This window comes from Alcaligenes sp. PF14 (genome assembly GCF_037150615.1).
Lineage (GTDB): Bacteria > Pseudomonadota > Gammaproteobacteria > Burkholderiales > Burkholderiaceae_B > Alcaligenes > Alcaligenes phenolicus.
The window spans coordinates 526136-546734 of record NZ_JBAGRS010000002.1; the positions used below are offsets into that span (position 1 = coordinate 526136).

The following is a 20599-nucleotide window of genomic DNA, read 5'->3' on the forward strand; positions in this document are numbered from 1 at the left end:
TTTAATGGCAGAGTCCGGGCACGGCAGCCAGGATAGCACCATGCGCATCCGGCACATACCAGTGATTCAGAGCCGCTTTAACAGCGGCTTCTGTGCGTCTGGTAATGCCCAGCTTGCGCAGCAAGGACGTGACATGCGAATGCACAGTGCGTTCGCTTAAAAACAGACTGGCCGCAATTTCCCGGTCGGTATAGCCCGTTACCAGCCAGCCCAGTACTTGCATTTCCTTGGCACTGAGCGCGGCGGGCAAGGGAGCGGGGACCAGTCGAACCAGAACATCCCCCTTGGGAAAACGCTGTGCTTGCAGTCGATAGCTTCGTTTGCCTTCCAACCAGAACGCTTGCAAGGTCGAGGTCTCCTGGCCCATGAAGGACAAGGCTTTAGCCAGTGCGGGGCTGAATTGGGAGGCATTGGAGAGCATGTCTTCACGCATGATCAGGCCGCCTGCCTGTGGCACCAAATGCAAGACGATGCCGTTTTGCGCGACCATGTTTTGCATGGCCTCTTCCAGCAGGATTTTTGCGCCCAGCGCCAGCGTGCGGACGTGACGATTGAAGCTGCCGGACTGTTGGGAAGAAAAGTGAATCATCCCCAGATAGGAATCCCCGCGCTGCAGTTCTACCGTCATGCCATCCTGAAATCCACCACGCAGCAGAGCATCGGTATAGATAGCAGTGCTGCGAAAAGGAGGATCCATGGTGTCCGAGCACTCGGAAATGGAGGGGGGTAGCAAATCGTGGGGAGAGGCTTGCGCCGTAAATCCGGGTGGATAGATTTGCGGAAAGCCCGTCCCCAAGGCAGAGGCACAGTTCAGGTTATAGCCTTCACAATGCAATTCCAGATGCGTACGGCTTTGTGGTGCACAGCCCAGAAGCTGCACCGCATCGAAGTGAAACAGGGAACGTAGGGATTGAATACGATCGTAGAGACTCAACATGTGGGGGCCTGGGGATGTGTGTGGTAAGGGTGCTAACAATCAACATAGCGTTTGGTGATGCAGTGCGCAATTGGGCCAAACCCAGGCGTGGATGCTGGACTGTGTAGGGATGTGCCCCTAAAGCCAAAACCCTCCGAAACTGGAGGGTTGCTTGAAAAGGCAACAAGCTAAAGTGCTTGTTGCTACCTGTCTCCGAGTAAGGCGACAGGGTTTGACGGGGCGTAAAACCGCTTTATTTAACGGCTTCCAGGTATCGTCTCAGCACTTCGGGCCAATTAATCACATTGAAAAAGGCCGCAATGTATTCAGGCCGACGATTCTGATACTTCAGGTAGTAGGCGTGTTCCCACACGTCCAGGCCCAGTATGGGCGTGTTGCCGTGCATCAGCGGGCTGTCCTGATTACCGGTGCTCTCTACCACCAGCTTCTTTTCCGGGGTGACACTGAGCCAAGCCCAGCCACTACCAAAACGTGAGATCGCCGCTTTGGTAAAGGCATCCTTGAATGACTCGAAACCGCCCAGATCCCGGTCTATGGGATAAGCCAGATCGTTGGGAAGGGTGCTATCGGCATCGGGCGTCATGACGGTCCAGAACAAGCTGTGGTTGGCATGACCGCCACCATTGTTGCGCACGACATTGCGCAGGGATTCAGGCAAGGTATCCAGCCCGGCTACCAGCTCATCAATAGGTGGGTAGGGCAAGTTGGCCGCTTCCAGTGCCGCATTCAGATTATTGATATAGGTCTGGTGATGTTTGCTGTAGTGAATCTCCATGGTCTGGGTGTCGATATGCGGCTCCAGAGCATGGTAGGCATAAGGCAGGGCAGGTAAGGTGTAAGACAAGACGCACTCCTCGATAAACCCCAGGCCGGTGGCGCCTGGGGGACAGAATGAAACTAATGAGAAAAAGAGCGTTCCTGCGGGCTGACCGCCCCTAAGAACAGGGCAGAGCAGGTAGGGACATGATGGGGGTAGCGTCGCGCATAGCGGGCCAGTTCGGCATAAGTGCGGCGGCTGTGTTGCCAGGCAGCCATGCGCCAGTCGTCCGCCAGACGGGTATTGGCAGCGGCGCAGCACAAGGTTTCATGAGCTGTGCACAGGTGCAGACCCTGTTCGTCACTTTGACCCAGTTGCTCGCAGGCATCGGCCAGATTCAAATGGGCAATGACCCAGGCGGCAATGGTGGCGTCGGCCCCTTCGCAAGAGCCAAACAGCAGCGGTTTCACATACGCACGAGCTTGCTGATAGTGCGTGATGGCATCGGTGTAATTGTGGGATTGAAAGGCCTGGTTGCCCTGTGTGATCAAATTGCGCCAGGAGGCCAGTTCGTCGCGTTGGGTAAGAGCGTGTTGGGACTGTTGGGCGAGTGTCTGCATGCATTGCTCCTGATAAAAGGTAGCGCATCAATAATGAAATTAATGATAATGATTTGCATTTATATTATCAAGGTAATCCCAAAAGCAAATCGTAAGCAGATCAAACGTCAGGCAAAAAAGGAGGGGGAGCACTTCTTAAAGCCAATATCAGTGCGGCTTTGCGGGCAGGGTGAGCGTGCTTAGGTGTATACCCGTAGCGTGAAGACTCTTGCCTCAGATCAAGGCCAGGATGGCCGCCAGGCAAGAAAAAAGGCTGAAAGCCCGGGAGCTTTCAGCCTTGATATCAGCTTGTCTGAATGGTCTTAACGACGTTTTACCGACAGCTCATATTCCATATCCTGGTCGTAACTGCCCAAGGACATGGCTTTGACTTCGTATTCGCCCGCTTCCAGCTGGACTTCCAGACGTGCGTTCATGTCGCCGCCGCTATCATCGTCTTCAGCAATGGTTTGACCGTCTTTACGCAGCACCAGGTAGGTATCGAAGATAGGCGAGGTCATGTCAATGACGTAGCTGCCAGGTTGACGTACGGTCAACTGGTAGCTGTCGCTGGTGATGCCTTGCAGCATCAGAGCCTGGCGAGGCTCACCCACACGGATGGTTCCGCCGCCGGCATTGGCAGGGACTTCATCAGCCGAGGCGGACAGGGCAAACAGACCAGCCTGGTTGGAGCCAGAAATCTTCACCTGGTGTTCGCCTGCAGCCAGTACGCCGCGGACGCGTTGTTGGCCGGCTTCATCACCGTATTGGTTGGCACTGGTGGAGTCTACTTCCATCGTGGCCTGGAAGCCCTGGGCGTCCATTTGCACGGTGACCAGTTTGGGTTCGGACAAGGTGAAGCTGTAGGTTTGGGTTTCACCCGTGAACAGGCCGGTTTTGCCATCGCCGTCCAGAGTCAGACTGTCGCCGTTTTTCAGCTCGATCTCGCCAGACATTTCTTCAGGTTTGATCTCCAGCGAGAAACCGCCCTGGAAGTTTTGTGCGCCCATGGCCGAGCTGGCCTGCACGATGTATTCGCCGGCTTTCAGGTACACCTGCAAGCGTGCATCGGTACCGCCACCGCTGTCATCGTCCGAGGCCAATTCCATGCCGCGACGATCCATCAACTTCAGATAGGCGTCCATGCTGTTTTGCTCGGCCTTCATGGCCAGGCTGTACAAGCCGTCCTTGTCGATATTCAAGCGGTAACGCTTCTGGCCGCCCAGTGCCCAGTCATGAATGGTCTGGTCTTGAGTCAAAGGCTCGCCGGTGTAGGCTTTCAGGGTATCGACGACGACCTGGAACGGACCGTAGGAACTGGTGTTGAAGCCGCTGACAACCACTTGGTAGGTGTCGTTGAAATCCGCCTTGAAGCCCAGTGTGGTGGCCTGGCCTTTGGTTTCGCTATCGGGGCAGTCTTCGCAGCGCTGGGTACGGGTGACCAGTTCGCCGTTGCGCAGCACGCTGATTTGCGGGCGCAGGGGACCGCTCACGCTGATCTTGATGATCTGGCCGGCTTCAGCCTTCACATCAAACAGGCTGCTGCGTACGCCATCGCTCAGGTTCAAGAAGCTCTTGCTGGTCAATTCGCCGGAGACGGATTGGCCCAATACCAGGGTTTGAGCAGCACCTATGCTGCTGGGGGCGCTGCTGACCGGGCCGCTGGCCGGTACGGGTACGTTTTTGGCGTAATAAATCGCGCCACCGGCGCCGATGACGACGCCCAACAGGGCTGCAAATAAGGTAGTTGGCTTCATGATCTCTGAAGAGTAGCTAAAAGAGTAAGGCACCGATAAGCCGGTGGCCGTTAGCGGGCGATTGTACTGGAGCTGAGAGAGCCAGCGCACACTGTTGCAACAAGATACTACGATATGGCCCTGGATTCCGGGTTTATGGTTGGGGCTTGGATCAATAACTGGATTCGTTTCCTGGCCCGGCTTTGTCTTGAAAGCCCGGCGCATGCCTGCGTACTTTGTTACGTTTTAAGCGGATGCTTCGCTCCTCAAGGCTGCACATAGTCTTGGCTGATGAAGGCAGGGGCCTCGCTAAAGGACTGTCCACCTCCTGGTGGTGGAGCCTGGGTCAATGCTACTTGCACCCATTTGCCGTGACGGCGTTCCAATAATCGATAGCGCTGCTCGGGACCAATCGGACGACTGGCCAGGTAAAGGGTGCCGTTTTGCTTGTACAGAACGGGCTGGGACGCGGATTGCTTGTCCACTTCCTGTTCCTGCCCTTGATCAAGTAGCACAATGGCACCACCCGGACTCTTTTGAATCGCCACAACAACCTGTTCTTTTTCGCCCAGGCTAAGAGCGGGCGTGCCTACGTAGTTCAAACCCAGATCTTGCGGATGAGACCAGCGTTGCTGGCTGTCTTGGCTCAGGCGCTGCAAGTGCTGGCTTTGGCGATCCCGCATATACAGCTCAATCTGACCGTGTGCATTCAGGATAGAAGCCAGTCCGCCGCTGATGGGAGGGACCGGAACCGCTTGCCAGGCCTGCCATGTCGAATCATTTTGCTGAGAGGTCTGGAAAAGCTGGCCTTGCAGATTGCTGGCAAATACATGGGCGCGTCCCTGTTTATCCAGGCTTAGAGTGGCGGGGTAGGCGGCCTGTTCCAGTGCAGGGAGAGCTTTCCAGGCACTCCAGCCGTAATCAGGCTGACGGGCGGCGCTCCAGTAAAAGCGGCCATCGGTACCCATGGCCAAAGCCTGGCTGTCACGGCGGCTGACCATCGGCGTGTGCAGTACGCGTGGGCCGGGTATTTTTTGCCAGGCCAACCAGTCATCCTCATCTGGGGCACGGCTGAACCAGACTTGCCCGCTTGCATCGCGTGCAAACAGGCCGGGGCTGCCGTCTGCATACTGGAAGGCGTTCAAGGCATCCGCTGTGCGTCCGCCCAGGGTGGTCCAGCGCTGTTCTTGCACATCCCATTGATTGATGGCGTCGTTTTGTTCACCCGAGACGAAAAAGCTGAGCCTGCCTTCCTTGTCACTTAACAGGCTGGCCGGATAGTCGGCACGGCTGGTGTAGTAACTACGTTGTACCCAGGCGGCGGCAGGACCAGCGGGTTCCTGGCACACAGCGGGGCCTTTGCAGGCGTGTTGATCATGCCAGGCGTAGCGCCGGAAAATCTCGGTTTTGCTGTGAATTTCATTCAAGGTCAGATTGCGGGCCTGTTCTTGAATCGGGTAGTCCACATAGCCAATTTGCGCGTAATTGCCGGGGGCGGCCAGCATGGCTTCCCGAACCAGTCGGGCGCTGGCGATATGGTCCGGGTGCCCGTGTCCGCTACAACGCCAGCACAGCTGGGTGTAAGGCACGGGATTGGTGTCATCCAGATAGCGAACGCTGGTAGGCCGATACAGTCGTATCAAGGCCGCCAGCGTTTGAACCAGCTGCTCGCGGTTCAATGTTTGTTGAGGACTATCCAGTGTTTGTACGGTTTGGCCGGGTACGGATTCTGCACGGCTCAAGGGAGTCAGGCTTCCCCAGCCGGGGCCCAGCCAAGGGTCTTGCAGACGCAAATGACTAAGCTGAATGCCCGGCCTGGCTCGCAAGGTAAATTGCGCGATCGAGGCACTGCCGACCATCAAGCGGGTTTGCTGCCATTCATTGACCAGCCCGGCCATATAGGCATAGGCGGCGCGCACACCTTGCTCGCGGCTGTACATATATTCCAGCCCGCCTTTGCGTTCACTGGCGGTCAGATACAGAACCTGCATGCAGCCACCTGCCTGGATATTGCTGGACAGGTCCGGGTTCATGAACAGCAGATCGTCATCCATATGGCCCACGACGACCAGATCCCGGCTGCCGTGACAAGCGTCGGCGGCCTGGGCAGAAAACGACAAGAGCAAAGCACACAGTCCGCCAAGCAGCCTGTGTTTCAGGGAAGGACCAGCCGAAAAGGCGAGATACATGAGGATGAGAGCGCGGAAAAAACAAGGATCAGAACGATCCGTCCCGCGTTGCTTGCAGAGGGTGCAAACAACGTGCCTGCTTAGTATAAGCAGGCACGGTCAGGCAGAAAATAAAGATAAACGGTGCCAGGGACTTTGCTTTTTAAAGTGTGGCGCCGACGCTGCGATCAGTTCAATCTGGGGCGAATCAACATGGGGGCAAACTGATGCAGGTAATTGAGCATGGCCAGAATCCAGCATAGGCCAGCCGCATGCAGCAAGGGCAGGCTCCAACTGCTTGGGATCAGGGCCAGCAAGCGCAAGACGCAGGCGGCAATCAGGAAACCGTAACCCAGCACCACTTTGGGTGTGGCACGCAAGGGGCGGCCTAAATGACCCAGGGCAGTACGGGTCAGCATGCCAATAATCATCACGCTGAAACCTGCCAGACCCACAATATGTACCGGCCAGGCTGCGCGCAGAATCCAGCCTGCTTCATATGCCGCAGCACTTAATAGACCCAGTGCCAGACCGGCATAGCCCAGGTACAGAATCCACAGTAGTGGCGTATTGCGGCTGGCCCAGGGTTTCCAGCGTACCCACTGGAAGCAGGCGATCAAGCCCAAAGCAGCCAGAACCAGGGCTAATGACAAACGCCAGGGGCTCAGCGACAAGGCAATGGCGATGGCACTCAAGCCCATTTGCCAATGGCCGCTACGAGTTTGAGCAGGCAGGCTCAGGCCCGGCAAGGCGCGCATGGCAAAGAAGGGGATGATGCGACGGGCAATCAGCAAGGTGATCAAGCCCATGGTCCAGAAGCCACTGTAGAAGTAGGGCATGGGGTCTTGCCCTTGCATCAGGCTGTACATGAACAGCGCATGGCTAAGACCCAAAGCCAGCATGGCGAGCGGAATACCGTAATTGCGCTTGTTGCGGGCGATCAGGATGACGCGCCCCAGTTCAGCTGCGGCAATGGCAAAAAAGAGGGCATCGAGCAGCAATGCCGCCATCATGCCATGGGGAAGTAGCAGGCTGAAGCGCGCCAGAATCCAGATCAGACACAAGGCCCCTAAAGAGGGGCCACGCAAGGTGGGTTGCCCCGTCCAGGTGGCGCTGGCAGTCAGCAAAAATCCCACGGCAATGGTGCCGATAAAGGCCCAGAGCATTTCATGGGCGTGCCAGTACAGGGAAGGGATGGCCGCATTGGCCAGCCATCCGGGCGTATAGAGCCAGAGCGCAATGCTGGCAGCGCCCCAAAGCGTGGCTAAAAGATAGAGGGGACGAAATCCCAGTTCCAGGAATGCGCGCCATTCTGGGCGGGTAGAGGCGGGGGAGGCAGTCAAAGGAGTCATGGCAGATCAGTTATAAGATGTATTTTAAATATATCTTAAAGGCCGAATAAAACATAGTCTCTTCAAGTGATGTTCAGCCTTATTCTTTGTCGCTCATATCCAGGGTGCTGTCTATCATCTTGCGCAGCAGATAGACGATGGCCACGCGTTCTGCGGGGTTCAGATTGCCCATGGTCAGTTCGCTGATGGTATGGGCGCGAGGGATGACACGATCGAGCAGGTCCAGCCCTTCCTGGGTCAGCTCCACAATGACCTTGCGTCTGTCGTCCTTGTCCGGTGCCAGTTCAATCAGGTTGCGTGATTTCAGGCGCTGAATAATGCCCCGTATGGTGGCCTGGTCGACCGCCGTCGCTTCGACCAGCTCGGTTTGCGAGCTGGGTCCATGGTCGCGCAGAGCGCAGAGCGTCACGAACTGAATCGCAGTTAGTTGGCTGTCGCCCACGTAATGCTGAAAGATGGCCGTATGCCGCTGGCCCGCCTTGCGCAGCAGGTGGCCGATTTGTTCGGTGACATCGTAGGACAAGGTTTGAGGCTCAGAAATGGGGGAGGTAGGCTGCATAGTCTTTCTGTCTTGTTGTGGAATGGGCAGGCCAGTTAAAGAACAACTGAGCAAGTATACCTTCCTGAGGACCGGTTCACGTCTGATCCAGATCAGTTATTTCGCGTTTAAAGCATCTGTTATTTCAGGGTGTGCACCGCAATAAATGAGTCTACACACTGTTAAATCGGAAAATTAAATAAATTTGAGGTATGGATATTCAAGGCTCGTTTTTGTTTTTGATTTTTTAATTAACTTCTTGATATTATTGTTTTAATAGCTTGTTTAAAGCTTCTTTATGGGCTGTTTAAATCTCCTTTGGATAGGTGTAAACCCTAGCTCAATCACCTGTTTTCATGCTTAAACTTAGTGTGTACACTACTAAAAAAACATGTGGTGAGCACTTTTGATGAGTGCCGTGATTTGGAGCTAACGATGGAAAAAACAGTCAAGATTGCGATTGTAGGGGCCGGTCTTGGCGGAGCCGCTGCGGCGACTCTGTTGCAGCAAGCTGGCTTTGAGGTAGAAGTATTTGAGCAGGCGCCAGAATTCTCGCGTTTGGGTGCCGGTATCCACGTGGGCCCCAACGTGATGAAGATTTTCCGCCGCATGGGTCTGGAAAAAGCGCTGGACGATATGGGTTCGCACCCGGATTTCTGGTTCAGTCGTGATGGCGAAACGGGTGACTACCTGTCCCGTATCCCTTTGGGTGAATTTGCCAAGAAAGAATACGGTGCGTCGTACATCACCGTGCACCGTGGCGATATGCACGCTTTGCAAATTGACAGCATCAAGCCGGGCACCGTGCACTTTGGCAAGCGGTTGCAAAATCTGGTGGACCGTGGTGACGACGTTTTGCTGGAATTTGCCGATGGCACCAGCGTAACGGCTGACATTGTGATTGGTGCCGATGGCATCCACTCCAAGATCCGTGAAACCCTGCTGGGTGTAGAAGACCCGATTTACAGCGGCTGGGTGGCACACCGTGCCCTGATCCGTGGCGAAAACCTGGCTCGCTTTGCCGACGAGTTCGAGGACTGTGTGAAATGGTGGACAGACGACCGTCACATGATGGTGTACTACACCACTGGCAAACGTGATGAATACTATTTTGTGACTGGCGTGCCACATCCTGCCTGGGATTTCCAGGGTGCGTACGTAGACAGCTCGCAAGAAGAGATGCTGGCCGCATTTGAAGGCTATCATTCCACGGTTCAGAATCTGATCAAATCGACTGAAAGCATTACCAAGTGGCCATTGCGTAACCGTAATCCGCTGCCTTTGTGGAGCCGTGGTCGTTTGGTCATGTTGGGCGATGCATGTCACCCCATGAAGCCTCACATGGCTCAAGGGGCTTGCATGGCGATTGAGGATGCCGCCATGTTGACGCGCTGCTTGCAAGAGACCGGCTTGTCGGATTTCCGTACGGCTTTCGATCTGTACGAGCTCAACCGCAAAGAGCGTGCGACTCGTGTTCAGTCTGTCTCCAACGCCAATACCTTCTTGCGTACGCAAGAGGATCCGGCCTGGGTTTACGGCTACGACCTGTACGGTCAGGACCTGAAGTCCAGCTAAGCAGTGCACGGTGCTGAGTCCGGGAGCGATCCGGGCTCAGCGCATCAATCTGATCGGGTCCCGCTGTGTCTGGCCTGCCTTTATAGATAAAGCAGGTATGTCCAGTCGGGAGTCACCGTTGATACATCATTCTTCATCTGTAAACGGTCTGCAGCCCAATGGGGGGAATGCGGACGCGTTCAGGGCCCTGCTGTGTTCTGTCAGGCGCTGTTCTTAGGCAGTTTTCTGGTTCACCAGGCATACCAATAATTATCTGGAGATATACAAGGTGCATTCATCTATCCAAAGTCCCACGGCTGTGCCTGCAGGTCGGGACGGAAACGGAGATCTCTATAAGAAGATCGTCTGGCGTCTGATCCCCTTTCTGTGCTTTTGTTATTTGGCTGCTTATCTGGACCGCATCAACGTGGGTTTTGCCAAGCTGCAGATGCTCGATCATTTGCAGTGGAGTGAAACGGCTTACGGTCTGGGTGCTGGCCTGTTCTTTCTGGGCTACATCCTGTTTGAGGTACCCAGCAACCTGATTCTGGAACGTGTGGGTGCCAAGCTGTGGATTGCCCGCATCATGATTACCTGGGGTCTGCTCTCTGGCCTGACCATGTTTGTCACCTCGCCGACGCAGTTCTACATTCTGCGTTTTGTGCTGGGTGCGGCAGAAGCCGGTTTCCTGCCAGGTGTGTTGTATTACCTGACCCTTTGGTTTCCTACTTACCGACGCGGCAAGATCATTGCCTTGTTCATGATTGGCCTGCCTTTGTCCAGCGTGATTGGTGGTCCTTTGTCCGGCTGGATTATTGGTCACTTTGATCACATGAACGGTTGGCGTGGTTGGCAGTGGCTGTTCCTTTTGGAGGCGATTCCTAGCGTGCTGCTCGGTTTCCTGACTTTCTGGGCCTTGCCAAACAACTATCAGTCTGCGAAATGGCTGAGTAATGATGAAAAATCTCGTCTGGCTGCTGACCTGGCTGCCGACGATGCCGAAGGCAAGGGTGTCAAGCACAGCTTTAAAGATGGTTTCTTCAACCTGAAGGTGTGGATGCTGGGCGGGATCGACTTCTCCATTCTATTGGGTACCTACTCCATCAGCTTCTGGATGCCGTCCTTTATTCGTGCGGCAGGTGTGCAGGATCCTTTCCAGATTGGCTTGATGACGGCGATTCCATCGCTGGCCGGTGTGGTGGGCATGCTGATGATTGGTGCCAGCTCGGACCGTTGCCGTGAACGCCGTTGGCACTTGATCGTGCCGCTGACTATCGGTGCGGTTGCGCTGGTTGCCAGTACCTTTGTGGCTCATCATGCCTGGTTGACCGTTCTGGCCTTCACCGTCGCTTCGGCTGTGATTATGGGTGCTGTGCCTGTGTTCTTCAGCTTGCCAGCGACGTTCCTGAAAGGCACTGCCGCAGCGACCGGTTTTGCTCTGGCATGTTCCTTGGCTAATATCGCCGGTCTGGTCAGCAACTCCCTGATTGGTTGGGTGACCGACCTGACAGGCTCGGGCAGCGCCGCTTTGTGGCTGTTTGCCGGTAGCTTGATGGTGAGCTGCTTGTTGGCATTCGCCTTGCCAGCCAAACAGGTGAACCGCTAAGTTGCTGTTTGCTCCTGTCGTCTGAAACACAAAAACATACCCGGCTGTTAGCCGGGTATGTTTTTTTATGGTTGCGGCGTCTTGGGTACGCCGCTTTGCCGAACCACGGTGTCAGGCTTGTGACCGAACACCAATCAGGTTCAGGCAGTAACTTTGCTGCCCTGTTGCAACCAGGCTTGCAAATCAACAGTTTCGTACAAAACCTGTGCGCTTAGAACACGTATGCCGTGCGGGCCGCTATCCAGAATGCGGTGTTCGCCTTTGGCTTGTTGCAGTTCCAGTTCGCTGTCAGGCAGCGTCATCAGGTGGCGGGCCACGGTAAACAGCTGCTCGGGTGGGCAGCACGGGCTGGACTCAAAGTGTCCGATTTCTTTACCGTTTTGGCGGATGATCAGGCGTAGTGGATTCATGATGTTGTTGCCGTATCGGAGACGGGCCAGTAAAAGTTATTGGGCGTGGCGCGTGCACCAAAAATGGCTTGTCCAACGCGCACAATCGTGGAGCCTTCGGAAATAGCGACTTCATAGTCACCCGACATACCCATGGACAGCTCACGGATGTTTTCCGCGTGGGCAATGTCATTGCGCAATTGATCGCGCAAATTGCGCAGCAGGGCAAAACAAGGCCGTACCCGTTCCGGGTCAGCGTCCATCAAGGCCAAGGTCATCAGGCCTTTGACTTTCAAAGCAGAAAACTGTGGTAATTCGCGGACAAAAGCATGGACTTCTTCCGGGGGTAAACCGAACTTGCTGTCCTCGTTGGAGGTGTTTACCTGGACGAAAACGTCCAGACTGCGGCCTTCAATTTGCAAGCGGCGGTCCAGGGCTTCTGCGGTCTTGAGCTTGTCCAGTGCATGAAATTCAGAAGCAAAGCGTGCAACAGACTTGGCTTTATTGCTTTGCAGGTGTCCAATAACAGCCCATTCCAAATCTGGCAGTTCTTCGCGCAGGGCTTCGTACTTGCCTTCGGCCTCTTGCACCTTGTTCTCGCCCAGCAATCGGCAACCAGCCTGGTAAGCCAGGCGGATGCGATCAATCCCGAAGGTTTTGCTGACGGTGAGCAAACGTACATCGCCAGCGGCACGCCCGTAGCGCACACAGGCGGCATCAATTCGTTGTTGTACCAGGGCAATGCGTTCCCGAAATGCCTCTACACTGGTGGAGGTGGGATAATGCTCGGTGTGAAGTAGATCAGGGGCGGATTCGGACATGGCGCACCAGTAAGGAAGAAAAAAAAGATAAACTCGACCCTGCGGGTCGCGCATAAACTATTATGTCATAGGTCAAAATGAATATCCAGGGAAGCAATGCGAAGGAACTTTTCGATGATATCCGACAGCAAGTGGCACTGGGGCGAATCGCTCCGGGCCAGATTTTGCCGCCGGTACGCGAACTGGCTCAAACACTGGGCTTGAACCGCAATACGGTTGCCCTGGCATACAAGCGCCTGGTCTCGGCCGGGGTGGCCGATGCACAAGGCCGTCGCGGTACAAGGATTCGTGAAGCGATCCGGGAGCTGGCGCGGGAAGGGCATGGGGCCAGCTCGGCCTTGCAGGATCTGGCCAGTGGCAATCCGGCGCCGGGCTATTTGCCTGCACCTACCCAATTGATAGCCGGGGTGCGCGGTCAAACCCAGGCTTTGTACGGCGCCGATCCGTTGGTGCCCGAATTGCGCGCCGTATGTCAGCAGGTGTTCCATAAAGACACCCCCCCCGATACCGATTACCACGTCAGTTACGGCGCAGTCGACGCGATCGAGCGCTTGCTGCAAGCCTTTTTGCTGGCGGGCGATAAGGTCGGGATCGAAGATCCCGGCTACCTGAACAGCATCAACTCCGTGCATACGCTGGGCTACAAGCCAGTGGGTATTGCTGTTGATAGTGAAGGGATTGTGCCGGCCTCGCTGGAGGCGGCTTTGGAAGATGGTCTGCGCGCCTTGATTCTGACCCCGCGCGCGCACAACCCTACGGGATGTTCCTTAAGCCGTGCCCGTGCCAAGCAGATCGAGCAAATTCTGAAGCAGTATCCCGAATTGTTGCTGATGATTGACGACCACTTCTGGATGCTGGCCAGCAGCCCTTATCGAAATGTGATTCCTGCCGACCATTTGCGCTGGGCCTTGATCCGTTCGGTGTCCAAAGGCCTGGGCCCGGATTTGCGCGTGGCTCTGGTCGCGTCAGACCTGCAAACCAGCGAGCGCTTGTCGCAACGTCTGGCTTCGGGGGCTCAATGGGTCAGCCATCTGTTGCAGCAAATGGTGGTTCATGGGCTGACCGATGCCGACATCAAGGCGCAGACTCGTGTTGCACAAGCCGCTTACGTACAGGCTCGCGCCGATCTGATGCAAGCCTTGAAAAAGCAGGGCATTCCTTTTTGGGATAGCGAGGAAGGCTTCAATCTGTGGATTCCGCTGGATCGGGAAGCCGAGCCGGTACTGGCAGGCTTGGCCGCACGTGGCTGGCTGGTTCGATCCGGCCAAGTCTTTGGGGTGAGCAATCCCGCTCAAGGCTTGCGTGTCAGTTTTGCGAATCTGAATGCCAAAGACGCTCAACGCTTTGCAAGCGATTTGGCTCAAGTTCTGCAAGAACGCTATTAGTCACTATCTTGCTGCTTCTAGCGGAGTAGCAAGATAGTGAACTCTCTTACGCGCCCATCCAGATAGTTAATAGGGGCGCTATTTTTATGGGCGCGAGATGCTTATTTGGCGGGACGATTGCTGATCCACTGCACCGCCAGCACACTGCCCATCACCAGAATAATGCCCAGCAGGCTGGAGCCTGTCATGGCCTGACCCAAAATCAGCCACCCCAGAATTACAGCGGTCAAAGGGCTAAGCAGACCCAGCGAAGACACGGCCACAGAGGGTAAAACGGCAATCCCGCGGAACCACAGGGTATAGGCCAGGAGTGCACCGACCAGACACAGGTAGAGATAGCCACCGATTTGCACGCCGCTCAAGGAACTGTCCAGCGGTGGGTCCAGCCAAAAGGCCAGAGGGGCCAGCATCAGTCCACCCAGCATCAACTGCCAGGCCGTGAAGGCCAGAATGGGCATGCCACTGCGCCAGCGATGCGACAGGTACGTGCCCAAGGCCATGCACAGGGCCCCGACAATGGCCGCGACCATGCCCCAGGTATCCCATTGGCTCTCTGGCGATAGCAGCAAAATACCCATGCCGATAATACCGATCACGCAGGCGACCAGGGCCATGGTGACCGGACGTTTGCCTTCCAAAGCCCAGGCCAGGCCAATCACCACCAAGGGTTGAGCCGCACCCACAACGGCAGCCAATCCACCCGGCAGACGGTAGGCCGCAACGAATAGCAAGGCTTGAAATGCCCCGATGTTCAAGGCTGCCAGAATCAGGGTCTTGCCCCAGTCGCCTGGGGCGGGCATGCGTCGGCTCCACAAGAGCAGCATCACGCCAGCGGGAAAGCAGCGCAAAAAGGCCGCGATAAAAGGGCGGTCGGGGGGCAGAATTTCTGTGGTCACAATGTAAGTGGAACCCCAGATGGCGGGGCCTAGTGCGGTCAAGGCCGTCACCAGCCAAAGAGAAAGTCGGTTCATGATGAAAGTATCTTGATGTCGAGATAAATGCCAGTGTAGGGATGATTTATCTTAATATCAAGATAAATATCGAAATCGAGAAATCATGAGCGAAGAACACGACGCGGTAGACCTGATCATTAATCAATGGCGCGAGCAGCGGCCAGACTTGCAGAACCTGGACGCCATGGCCTTGCTGGGCCGCATGACACGCTGCTTTCAACTGGTCCAAAAACAAATGAGCGAGAACTTCAGGCGTCACGGCCTGCAGCTGGGCGAATTTGATGTGCTGGCCAGTCTGCGCCGCTCCGGCCCGCCGTATACCTTGGCGCCTACCGCCTTGTTTTCCACCTTGATGGTTAGCTCCGGCACCATGACGCATCGCTTGCAGGGCCTGGAAAAGCAGGGCTTGATCGAACGCATTGCTGACCCGGAAGACGCCCGCCGTATTCTGGTGCGTTTGAGCCCTGCGGGTCTGGCCTGTGTGGATGCGGTCGTGGTGGATCATTTGGCCAATGAAGAAAATTTGTTGGAAGGGCTGGATGCCATGCAGCGCCAGAACCTGAATACCTTGTTACGGGACTGGATGCGCTTGTTGGAGTCGCGCCCGGCTTGAAGGAGTGCTAAAGTAGCTGGATATATACACAGCCTGCTTATGATTCCGCCCGAGCTTCCTCCTTTTTATTATCTGCACAATTTTCACCAGGTTTTGCAGTGGGTACAGCACGCCAGTTCCGACCTGCTGGAGCCTGAACACGTCCAATGTGGCCATCGTTTTGGACATGCTTCCCAGCCTGCGCAAGCCTTGCTGGTACGCTTGCTGATGCGTAAAGGCCCGGTGTTCCGTATCGACAAGCTGCGTTATGCCGAGATCGAAAATTTGGAAGAGGCCGTGCAAGAGCTGGCGGCTTGCGAGCTGATAGAAACCGATCCTGAACTGGATCTGGAAACGTTGTTTGCTGTCCATACCGTTCCCGAGCTGCGCCGCTTGTTCAGCGAGCTGCCAGCCACCGGGCGCAAGTCAGACTATCTGGAATGGATTGGCCAGACGCAGGGCGAACAGGCCCGGCCTTTTACGCAGTGGTGTGCAGATCCCGGCCTGCACGCTCCGACGCTTCGTCTCTCACCACAAGTCATGCATTGGGCACAGCGTTTGCAACTATTGTTCTTTGGTAATCATTACCAGGACTGGTCCGAGTTCGTGCTCAGCGATCTTGGCTTGTATAGATACGAAACTGTGATTCTGGATCAGTCTAGTCGGGCGTTTCGACATAATGAGGACGTGCGCCTGTATGAAGCCTTGTCCGAGCTGCGTGATGCGCAAGACGAGGCCGATCCAGATCTGTGGGCCCAACGCTTTGCCGCTGTTCAGGCTGTTGAGACCGACAGTGATTGGCTTCAACGACGCAAGGCGAAAACCCTGTTTCAGCTAGGCCAGCAAGCCGAGCGCCAACATTGGTGGCCGTTGGCCGAGCAAGCCTATGTGCAGACCAACTGGCCGGGCGCCCGTTACCGTCAATTGCGGGTGCTGGAGCGTCAGGACAAGCATCAAGGGGCTTGGCCCTTGTTTTGTCAGGCGTGGGAGCAGCCCGAAAATGAGAGTGAAACCCAGAAGCTGCTGCGTATGCTGCCCCGGCTGCGTCGAAAACTGGCGGTAGAAGCTCCGCCCAGCCCGCCATCCACTAAACCTACAAGCCGCACGCAACGTAGTGATCTGGTTTTGTTTGATGACGGCAATCGGGTCGAGTCCCAAGTGTTGGCCCATTGGGATAGTCCCTTGGCTCCGGTTTTTTACGTAGAAAACGCCTTGTTTCCGGCCTTATTGGGATTGTTGAGCTGGGATGCCATTTTCGCTCCCTTGCCCGGTGCATTTTTCCACCCTTATCAAGCCTGTCCGGCCGATTGGGGTAACCCGGACTTTGTGTCGCGCAGACAAAACTTGTTTGATCAATCCTTAAGTGTGCTGGACGGTGCAGACTATAAAACCGTGATCTGGCAACGCTGGCAGCAAAAGCGCGGCATACAGTGCCCCTTGCTGATCTGGCCCGCCTTGGATGAATCCTTGATCGAACAGGCCTTGCATTGCATCCCCGCCCAGCATTTGCAGCTGGTGTTCAAGCGTATCTTGCAGGATTGGCGGGACAACCGTTCCGGTTTGCCGGATTTGGTGCGCTTCATGCCGGCTCAGCAAAGCTATGAATTGATTGAGGTAAAAGGCCCCGGAGACCGCTTGCAAGACAACCAGCGGCGTTGGTTAAGTTATTTCGAGCAACATGCCATCCCTGCGCGTGTTTGCTATGTGACCCGGCCTGAATCACCATGAAAGCCTGGACGGTAGGTGTACGAGCCTTATGCGAATTTACTGCACGTAGCGGGGATCTGGACCTGCGCTTTACGCCTGCGGCCACAGCACAGGAAGGTATCCTTGGCCACCAGCAGCTAAAGCTGCGTCGCCCCGAGCACTATGAAGTCGAGGTGCCCCTGTCGTACGAGATGGAAGGACTGCTGGTGCGTGGTCGAGCCGATGGGTTTGATCCTGTCAGCAACTGCCTGGAGGAGCTGAAAACCTATCGTGGGGCCTTTGATGCTATCCCCGAGCACCATAGACGTCTGCATCAGGCACAAGCCAAGGTCTATGCCGCCATCTTGTGCCAGGAGCGTGATTTGCCGGGGATGACGGTTAGCGTGGTGTATTACCACGTGGACAAGCACAAAGAGACCAGCATCTCCGAGTATATGGAGCGCGCAGCGCTGTGGGCCTTTTTCGAGGAGCAATGCCGCGCTTATGTAGAGTGGGGGCGGCAGGAGCAAAAACACAGGCTGGCGCGCGATCAAGCTTGTACAGCGTTGCAGTTTCCCTATGAACAATTTCGTGCCGGTCAGCGACAGCTAGCCGTGGCCGCGTTCCGGGCCCAACGTGACGCACAGTGCCTCTTAGCCCAAGCGCCCACCGGTATTGGCAAAACCTTGGCCGTCGTATTTCCAGGCCTGAAGGCCATGCCCGAGGCGGGTTTGGACAAGCTGTTTTATCTGACGGCCAAGAACTCCGGTCGGCAAATGGCGCTGGACGCCTTGCAGCGCTTAAGCCCGGAAGGCGAGGGTGCGTGGCGGGTGCTGGAAATGGTGGCCCGTGACAAGCAGTGCCCCCATCCGGATAAGGCCTGTCATGGTCAGTCCTGTCCTTTGGCCGAAGGTTTTTACGACCGTCTTCCGGCTGCCCGTCAGCAAGCTCTGGAGCAACCCATGCTGACTAGCCAGCGCTTGCAACAAGTGGCTAGCGAGCATCAGGTCTGCCCCTATTATTTGAGCCAGGAAATGCTGCGTTGGGCAGACGCTATTGTGGGCGACTACAACTACTTTTTCGACACGCATGCGGTGCTGTATAGCCAGACCCTGGCCCAGCAATGGCGCAGCGCGGTTCTGGTGGATGAGGCTCACAATCTGGTTGAACGTGCCCGTTCCATGTATTCCGCGTCTTTCTCGCAAGTGCAGTTGCGCATGGCGCGTAAAGCCTCGCCTTCGGCCTTGAAGCGTCATTTCGCCCCTTTGACTCGCTTGATGGAGAACTTGATACCTGAGGAAGGCGGTGACCAATGGGGGCTGGAAAAGATCCCGGAGGATTTGCTGGAGCAGTGCGACTATCTGGCGGCCCGTTTAGGCGCTTATGTGGCCGAGAATCCCATGCCGCAAGACAGCCCCTTGCTGCAGTTCTATTTCGAGCTGCTGTACTTTGTGGACCTGGCCGGACAGTTCGGCTCGCATTCCTTATTCGATATTTTGGCGCAGCGCGATGGCGTGCTCCTGAACTTGCGCAATATCGTGCCTGCTCCGTTTCTGGCCGAACGCTATGGCGACGCGCATGGTGTGGTGCTGTTCTCCGGCACCGTGAACCCTTCGCAGTTTTATCGTGATGTCTTGGGTCTGCCGCCCAGCACAGCAGAGTTGAACGTGGCATCTCCTTATCGGGCCGAGCAGTTACGGGTACGCCAGTATGCCGGTCTGTCCACGCGCTATGCCGACCGGGCCCAGAGCCTGAGCGGCGTTTGCGATATTGTCGGGCAGGCGTATCAGGAGCAGCCGGGCAACTATCTCTTGTTTTTGAGTAGCTTTGATTATCTGCAGCAGGTCAGTCAGGCCTTGCAGGAGCGCTGGCCGGATATGCCGCTTTGGCATCAGCAACCGGGCATGAGCGATCTGCAAAGAACGCAGTTTCTGGACCGCTTTACGCTGGATGGGAAGGGAGTGGGTTTAGCGGTGCTGGGTGGGGCGTTTTCAGAAGGGGTGGATTTACCCGGTAAACGCTTGATCGGTGCTTTTATTGCCACCCTGGGTTTGCCGCAGTTCAATCCGGCCAATGAGTCCGTCAAACAAGTCATGGCCCGGCTCTTTGGGGAGCGGCGGGCCTATGACTATACCTATCTGTATCCGGGACTACGCAAGATTACACAGGCCGCGGGTCGTGTGATTCGCGATGAACAGGATCAAGGCTTTGTGTATCTGCTGGACGAGCGCTATGGGCAGCGGCGGGTGCAGCAGTTGCTGCCGGACTGGTGGCAAATTGAGCAGGTGCGGACTGACGCTCGTTCTGGGCAATCACTTCGGTAATGATTTGTGCGGTGGCGGCCGACAGCGTCCAGCCCAGGTGACCGTGGCCGGTGTTGTAGTAGACGCCTGGGCGGCTGCCTGCTTTTACGCGCGGCATCATGTCCGGCATCATGGGGCGCAAGCCAGCCCACGGTACAACACGGTCGGTAGCCGCGTCGTGGAAGTTGCGACGGGTCCAGTTGGTCAGCGGGGCGATACGGTCGGCGCGAATGTCCTTGTTGGCGCCGTTGTATTCCGCCGTACCGGCCACACGCAGGCGGTCCTTGCCCAGACGGCTGGTCACAATCTTGGCTTCTTCGTCCAGCAAACTGACCCAAGGGGCGGCATGTTGGGCTTCCGGCGTATCCAGGTACACGGAAATCGAATAGCCTTTGACCGGGTAGATGTTGATGTAGTCGCCCAGCATATGGGCCAAGTGACGGCTACCCACGCCAGCGCAAACTACCAAGGAATCCACAGACAGTGTATGGGTGTGGGCTTCAGCGCCTTCACCGGTACGCAACTGGATGCGGTGTGGTGGGCCGCAATCAATACCCAGGACTTCCGTATCTTGCAGGAACTTCACGCCGCGCTTGGCGCAGGCATCGGCCAGACCGCGTGTGTATTTATGAATATCGCCTGTGGCGTCCGAAGGCGTAAAGAAACCGCCGTAGTAGGTGCCTTGCAGAGCAGGTTCGATCTGGTGGATTTCTTCGTTGGTAACCGTGCGGCGTTCCAAGCCGCCTTTGTGCAGCAGTTGGCTGACTTTCTTGCCAGATTCAAAGCCGCCGGGGGTGTGGTAGATGTGCAGAATGCCGCGCTGTTCCAGGTCGAAATCAATGTTTTCGTCCTTGGCCCACTGGTACAGATTCTCGCGGGCGCTGATGGCCAGCTTGACGGTGTCCACGGTGTTGCGCTCGTAACCGGAAATCGCGCCCACAAATTGCGCCATCCAGCTGTATTTATGCCAGCTTGGTTTGGGGTTGAACAGCAGTGGGGCGTCTTTGCGCATCATCCACTTCAAGCCCTTGAGAATGGTGCTGCGGCTGTTCCAGACTTCGGCGTTGCACGCAGACAGCTGTCCACCGTTCGCGAAGGAGGTTTCCATCGCGGGGTAGCGCAGACGGTCAATAACGGTAACTTGATAGCCTTTCAGGCTGAGGGCGTAGGCGGTGGTGATTCCGGAAATACCGGCGCCAATGACGGCAATATGCGACATAACA

The 20599-nt window shown here is 56.1% G+C and carries 16 protein-coding genes and 1 pseudogene; 6 read left to right on the forward strand and 11 right to left on the reverse strand.

From position 1 onward, the window contains the following. Nucleotide 1 precedes the first annotated feature (1 nt). From WFM49_RS06435 to WFM49_RS06465, 7 genes are all read right to left on the reverse strand, one after another. Complete coding sequence (locus WFM49_RS06435) at nucleotides 2-937, reverse strand: helix-turn-helix domain-containing protein (protein WP_336972382.1); 936 nt, start codon at nucleotides 935-937, stop codon at nucleotides 2-4. A 232-nt stretch (nucleotides 938-1169) separates the two neighbouring features. Further along, a complete protein-coding gene (locus tag WFM49_RS06440) occupies nucleotides 1170-1781 on the reverse strand; it encodes a superoxide dismutase (RefSeq protein ID WP_336972385.1) in 612 nt (203 codons plus the stop codon). Between the two features lie 53 nt (nucleotides 1782-1834). Then, the gene (locus tag WFM49_RS06445) at nucleotides 1835-2314 is read right to left on the reverse strand and encodes a hypothetical protein (protein ID WP_021446677.1); all 480 of its coding nucleotides are present in this window, start codon (nucleotides 2312-2314) and stop codon (nucleotides 1835-1837) included. Between the two features lie 302 nt (nucleotides 2315-2616). Continuing rightward, complete coding sequence (locus tag WFM49_RS06450) at nucleotides 2617-4050, reverse strand: hypothetical protein (protein WP_254499339.1); 1434 nt, start codon at nucleotides 4048-4050, stop codon at nucleotides 2617-2619. Between the two features lie 245 nt (nucleotides 4051-4295). Next, nucleotides 4296-6218 (reverse strand): PIG-L family deacetylase, encoded by a 1923-nt coding sequence (locus WFM49_RS06455; RefSeq protein WP_336972390.1) that lies wholly within the window; start codon nucleotides 6216-6218, stop codon nucleotides 4296-4298. Between the two features lie 167 nt (nucleotides 6219-6385). After that, nucleotides 6386-7549 carry an NnrS family protein gene (locus WFM49_RS06460; protein WP_257113357.1) on the reverse strand — a complete coding sequence of 388 codons (1164 nt, stop codon included), beginning with the start codon at nucleotides 7547-7549 and terminating at the stop codon, nucleotides 6386-6388. Nucleotides 7550-7628: 79 nt separating this feature from the next. After that, on the reverse strand, nucleotides 7629-8108 hold the full coding sequence (locus WFM49_RS06465; RefSeq protein WP_336972394.1) for a MarR family winged helix-turn-helix transcriptional regulator: 480 nt from the start codon (nucleotides 8106-8108) through the stop codon (nucleotides 7629-7631). 414 nt (nucleotides 8109-8522) lie between these two features. On the opposite strand from WFM49_RS06465, the gene WFM49_RS06470 reads away from it, so the two are divergent. Both WFM49_RS06470 and WFM49_RS06475 read left to right on the forward strand, forming a co-directional pair. Further along, nucleotides 8523-9662 carry an FAD-dependent monooxygenase gene (locus WFM49_RS06470; protein WP_009454531.1) on the forward strand — a complete coding sequence of 380 codons (1140 nt, stop codon included), beginning with the start codon at nucleotides 8523-8525 and terminating at the stop codon, nucleotides 9660-9662. A gap of 268 nt (nucleotides 9663-9930) precedes the next feature. Continuing rightward, on the forward strand, nucleotides 9931-11247 hold the full coding sequence (locus WFM49_RS06475) for an MFS transporter (RefSeq protein ID WP_060185882.1): 1317 nt from the start codon (nucleotides 9931-9933) through the stop codon (nucleotides 11245-11247). A gap of 140 nt (nucleotides 11248-11387) precedes the next feature. Here WFM49_RS06475 and WFM49_RS06480 read toward each other — a convergent pair whose 3' ends face one another. Then, entirely contained in the window at nucleotides 11388-11657 is a 270-nt protein-coding gene (locus WFM49_RS06480; protein WP_009454527.1) for a hypothetical protein, read from the reverse strand. After that, nucleotides 11654-12457, reverse strand: coding sequence for a YggS family pyridoxal phosphate-dependent enzyme (locus WFM49_RS06485; protein ID WP_009454526.1), 804 nt, complete (start codon nucleotides 12455-12457; stop codon nucleotides 11654-11656). Before WFM49_RS06485 ends, WFM49_RS06480 begins: the two co-directional genes overlap by 4 nt. A gap of 77 nt (nucleotides 12458-12534) precedes the next feature. Between WFM49_RS06485 and WFM49_RS06490 the strand changes: the two genes are divergently transcribed. After that, nucleotides 12535-13842, forward strand: coding sequence for an aminotransferase class I/II-fold pyridoxal phosphate-dependent enzyme (locus tag WFM49_RS06490; protein WP_021446672.1), 1308 nt, complete (start codon nucleotides 12535-12537; stop codon nucleotides 13840-13842). Between the two features lie 101 nt (nucleotides 13843-13943). Here the strand turns inward: WFM49_RS06490 and WFM49_RS06495 are convergent, their stop codons facing one another. Next, nucleotides 13944-14813 (reverse strand): DMT family transporter, encoded by an 870-nt coding sequence (locus WFM49_RS06495; RefSeq protein WP_336972398.1) that lies wholly within the window; start codon nucleotides 14811-14813, stop codon nucleotides 13944-13946. 85 nt (nucleotides 14814-14898) lie between these two features. On the opposite strand from WFM49_RS06495, the gene WFM49_RS06500 reads away from it, so the two are divergent. From WFM49_RS06500 to WFM49_RS06510, 3 genes and pseudogenes are all read left to right on the forward strand, one after another. Further along, a complete protein-coding gene (locus WFM49_RS06500) occupies nucleotides 14899-15408 on the forward strand; it encodes a MarR family winged helix-turn-helix transcriptional regulator (RefSeq protein WP_336972400.1) in 510 nt (169 codons plus the stop codon). A 39-nt stretch (nucleotides 15409-15447) separates the two neighbouring features. Further along, complete coding sequence (locus tag WFM49_RS06505; RefSeq protein WP_254499335.1) at nucleotides 15448-17115, forward strand: VRR-NUC domain-containing protein; 1668 nt, start codon at nucleotides 15448-15450, stop codon at nucleotides 17113-17115. Between the two features lie 797 nt (nucleotides 17116-17912). Continuing rightward, nucleotides 17913-19289: pseudogene (locus tag WFM49_RS06510) on the forward strand (ATP-dependent DNA helicase); the annotation flags it as partial. Here the strand turns inward: WFM49_RS06510 and WFM49_RS06515 are convergent. Further along, nucleotides 19234-20595 carry a D-amino acid dehydrogenase gene (locus WFM49_RS06515; protein ID WP_031232121.1) on the reverse strand — a complete coding sequence of 454 codons (1362 nt, stop codon included), beginning with the start codon at nucleotides 20593-20595 and terminating at the stop codon, nucleotides 19234-19236. The pseudogene WFM49_RS06510 and the gene WFM49_RS06515 sit on opposite strands and share 56 nt — an antisense overlap. Between the last annotated feature and the right edge of the window lie 4 nt (nucleotides 20596-20599).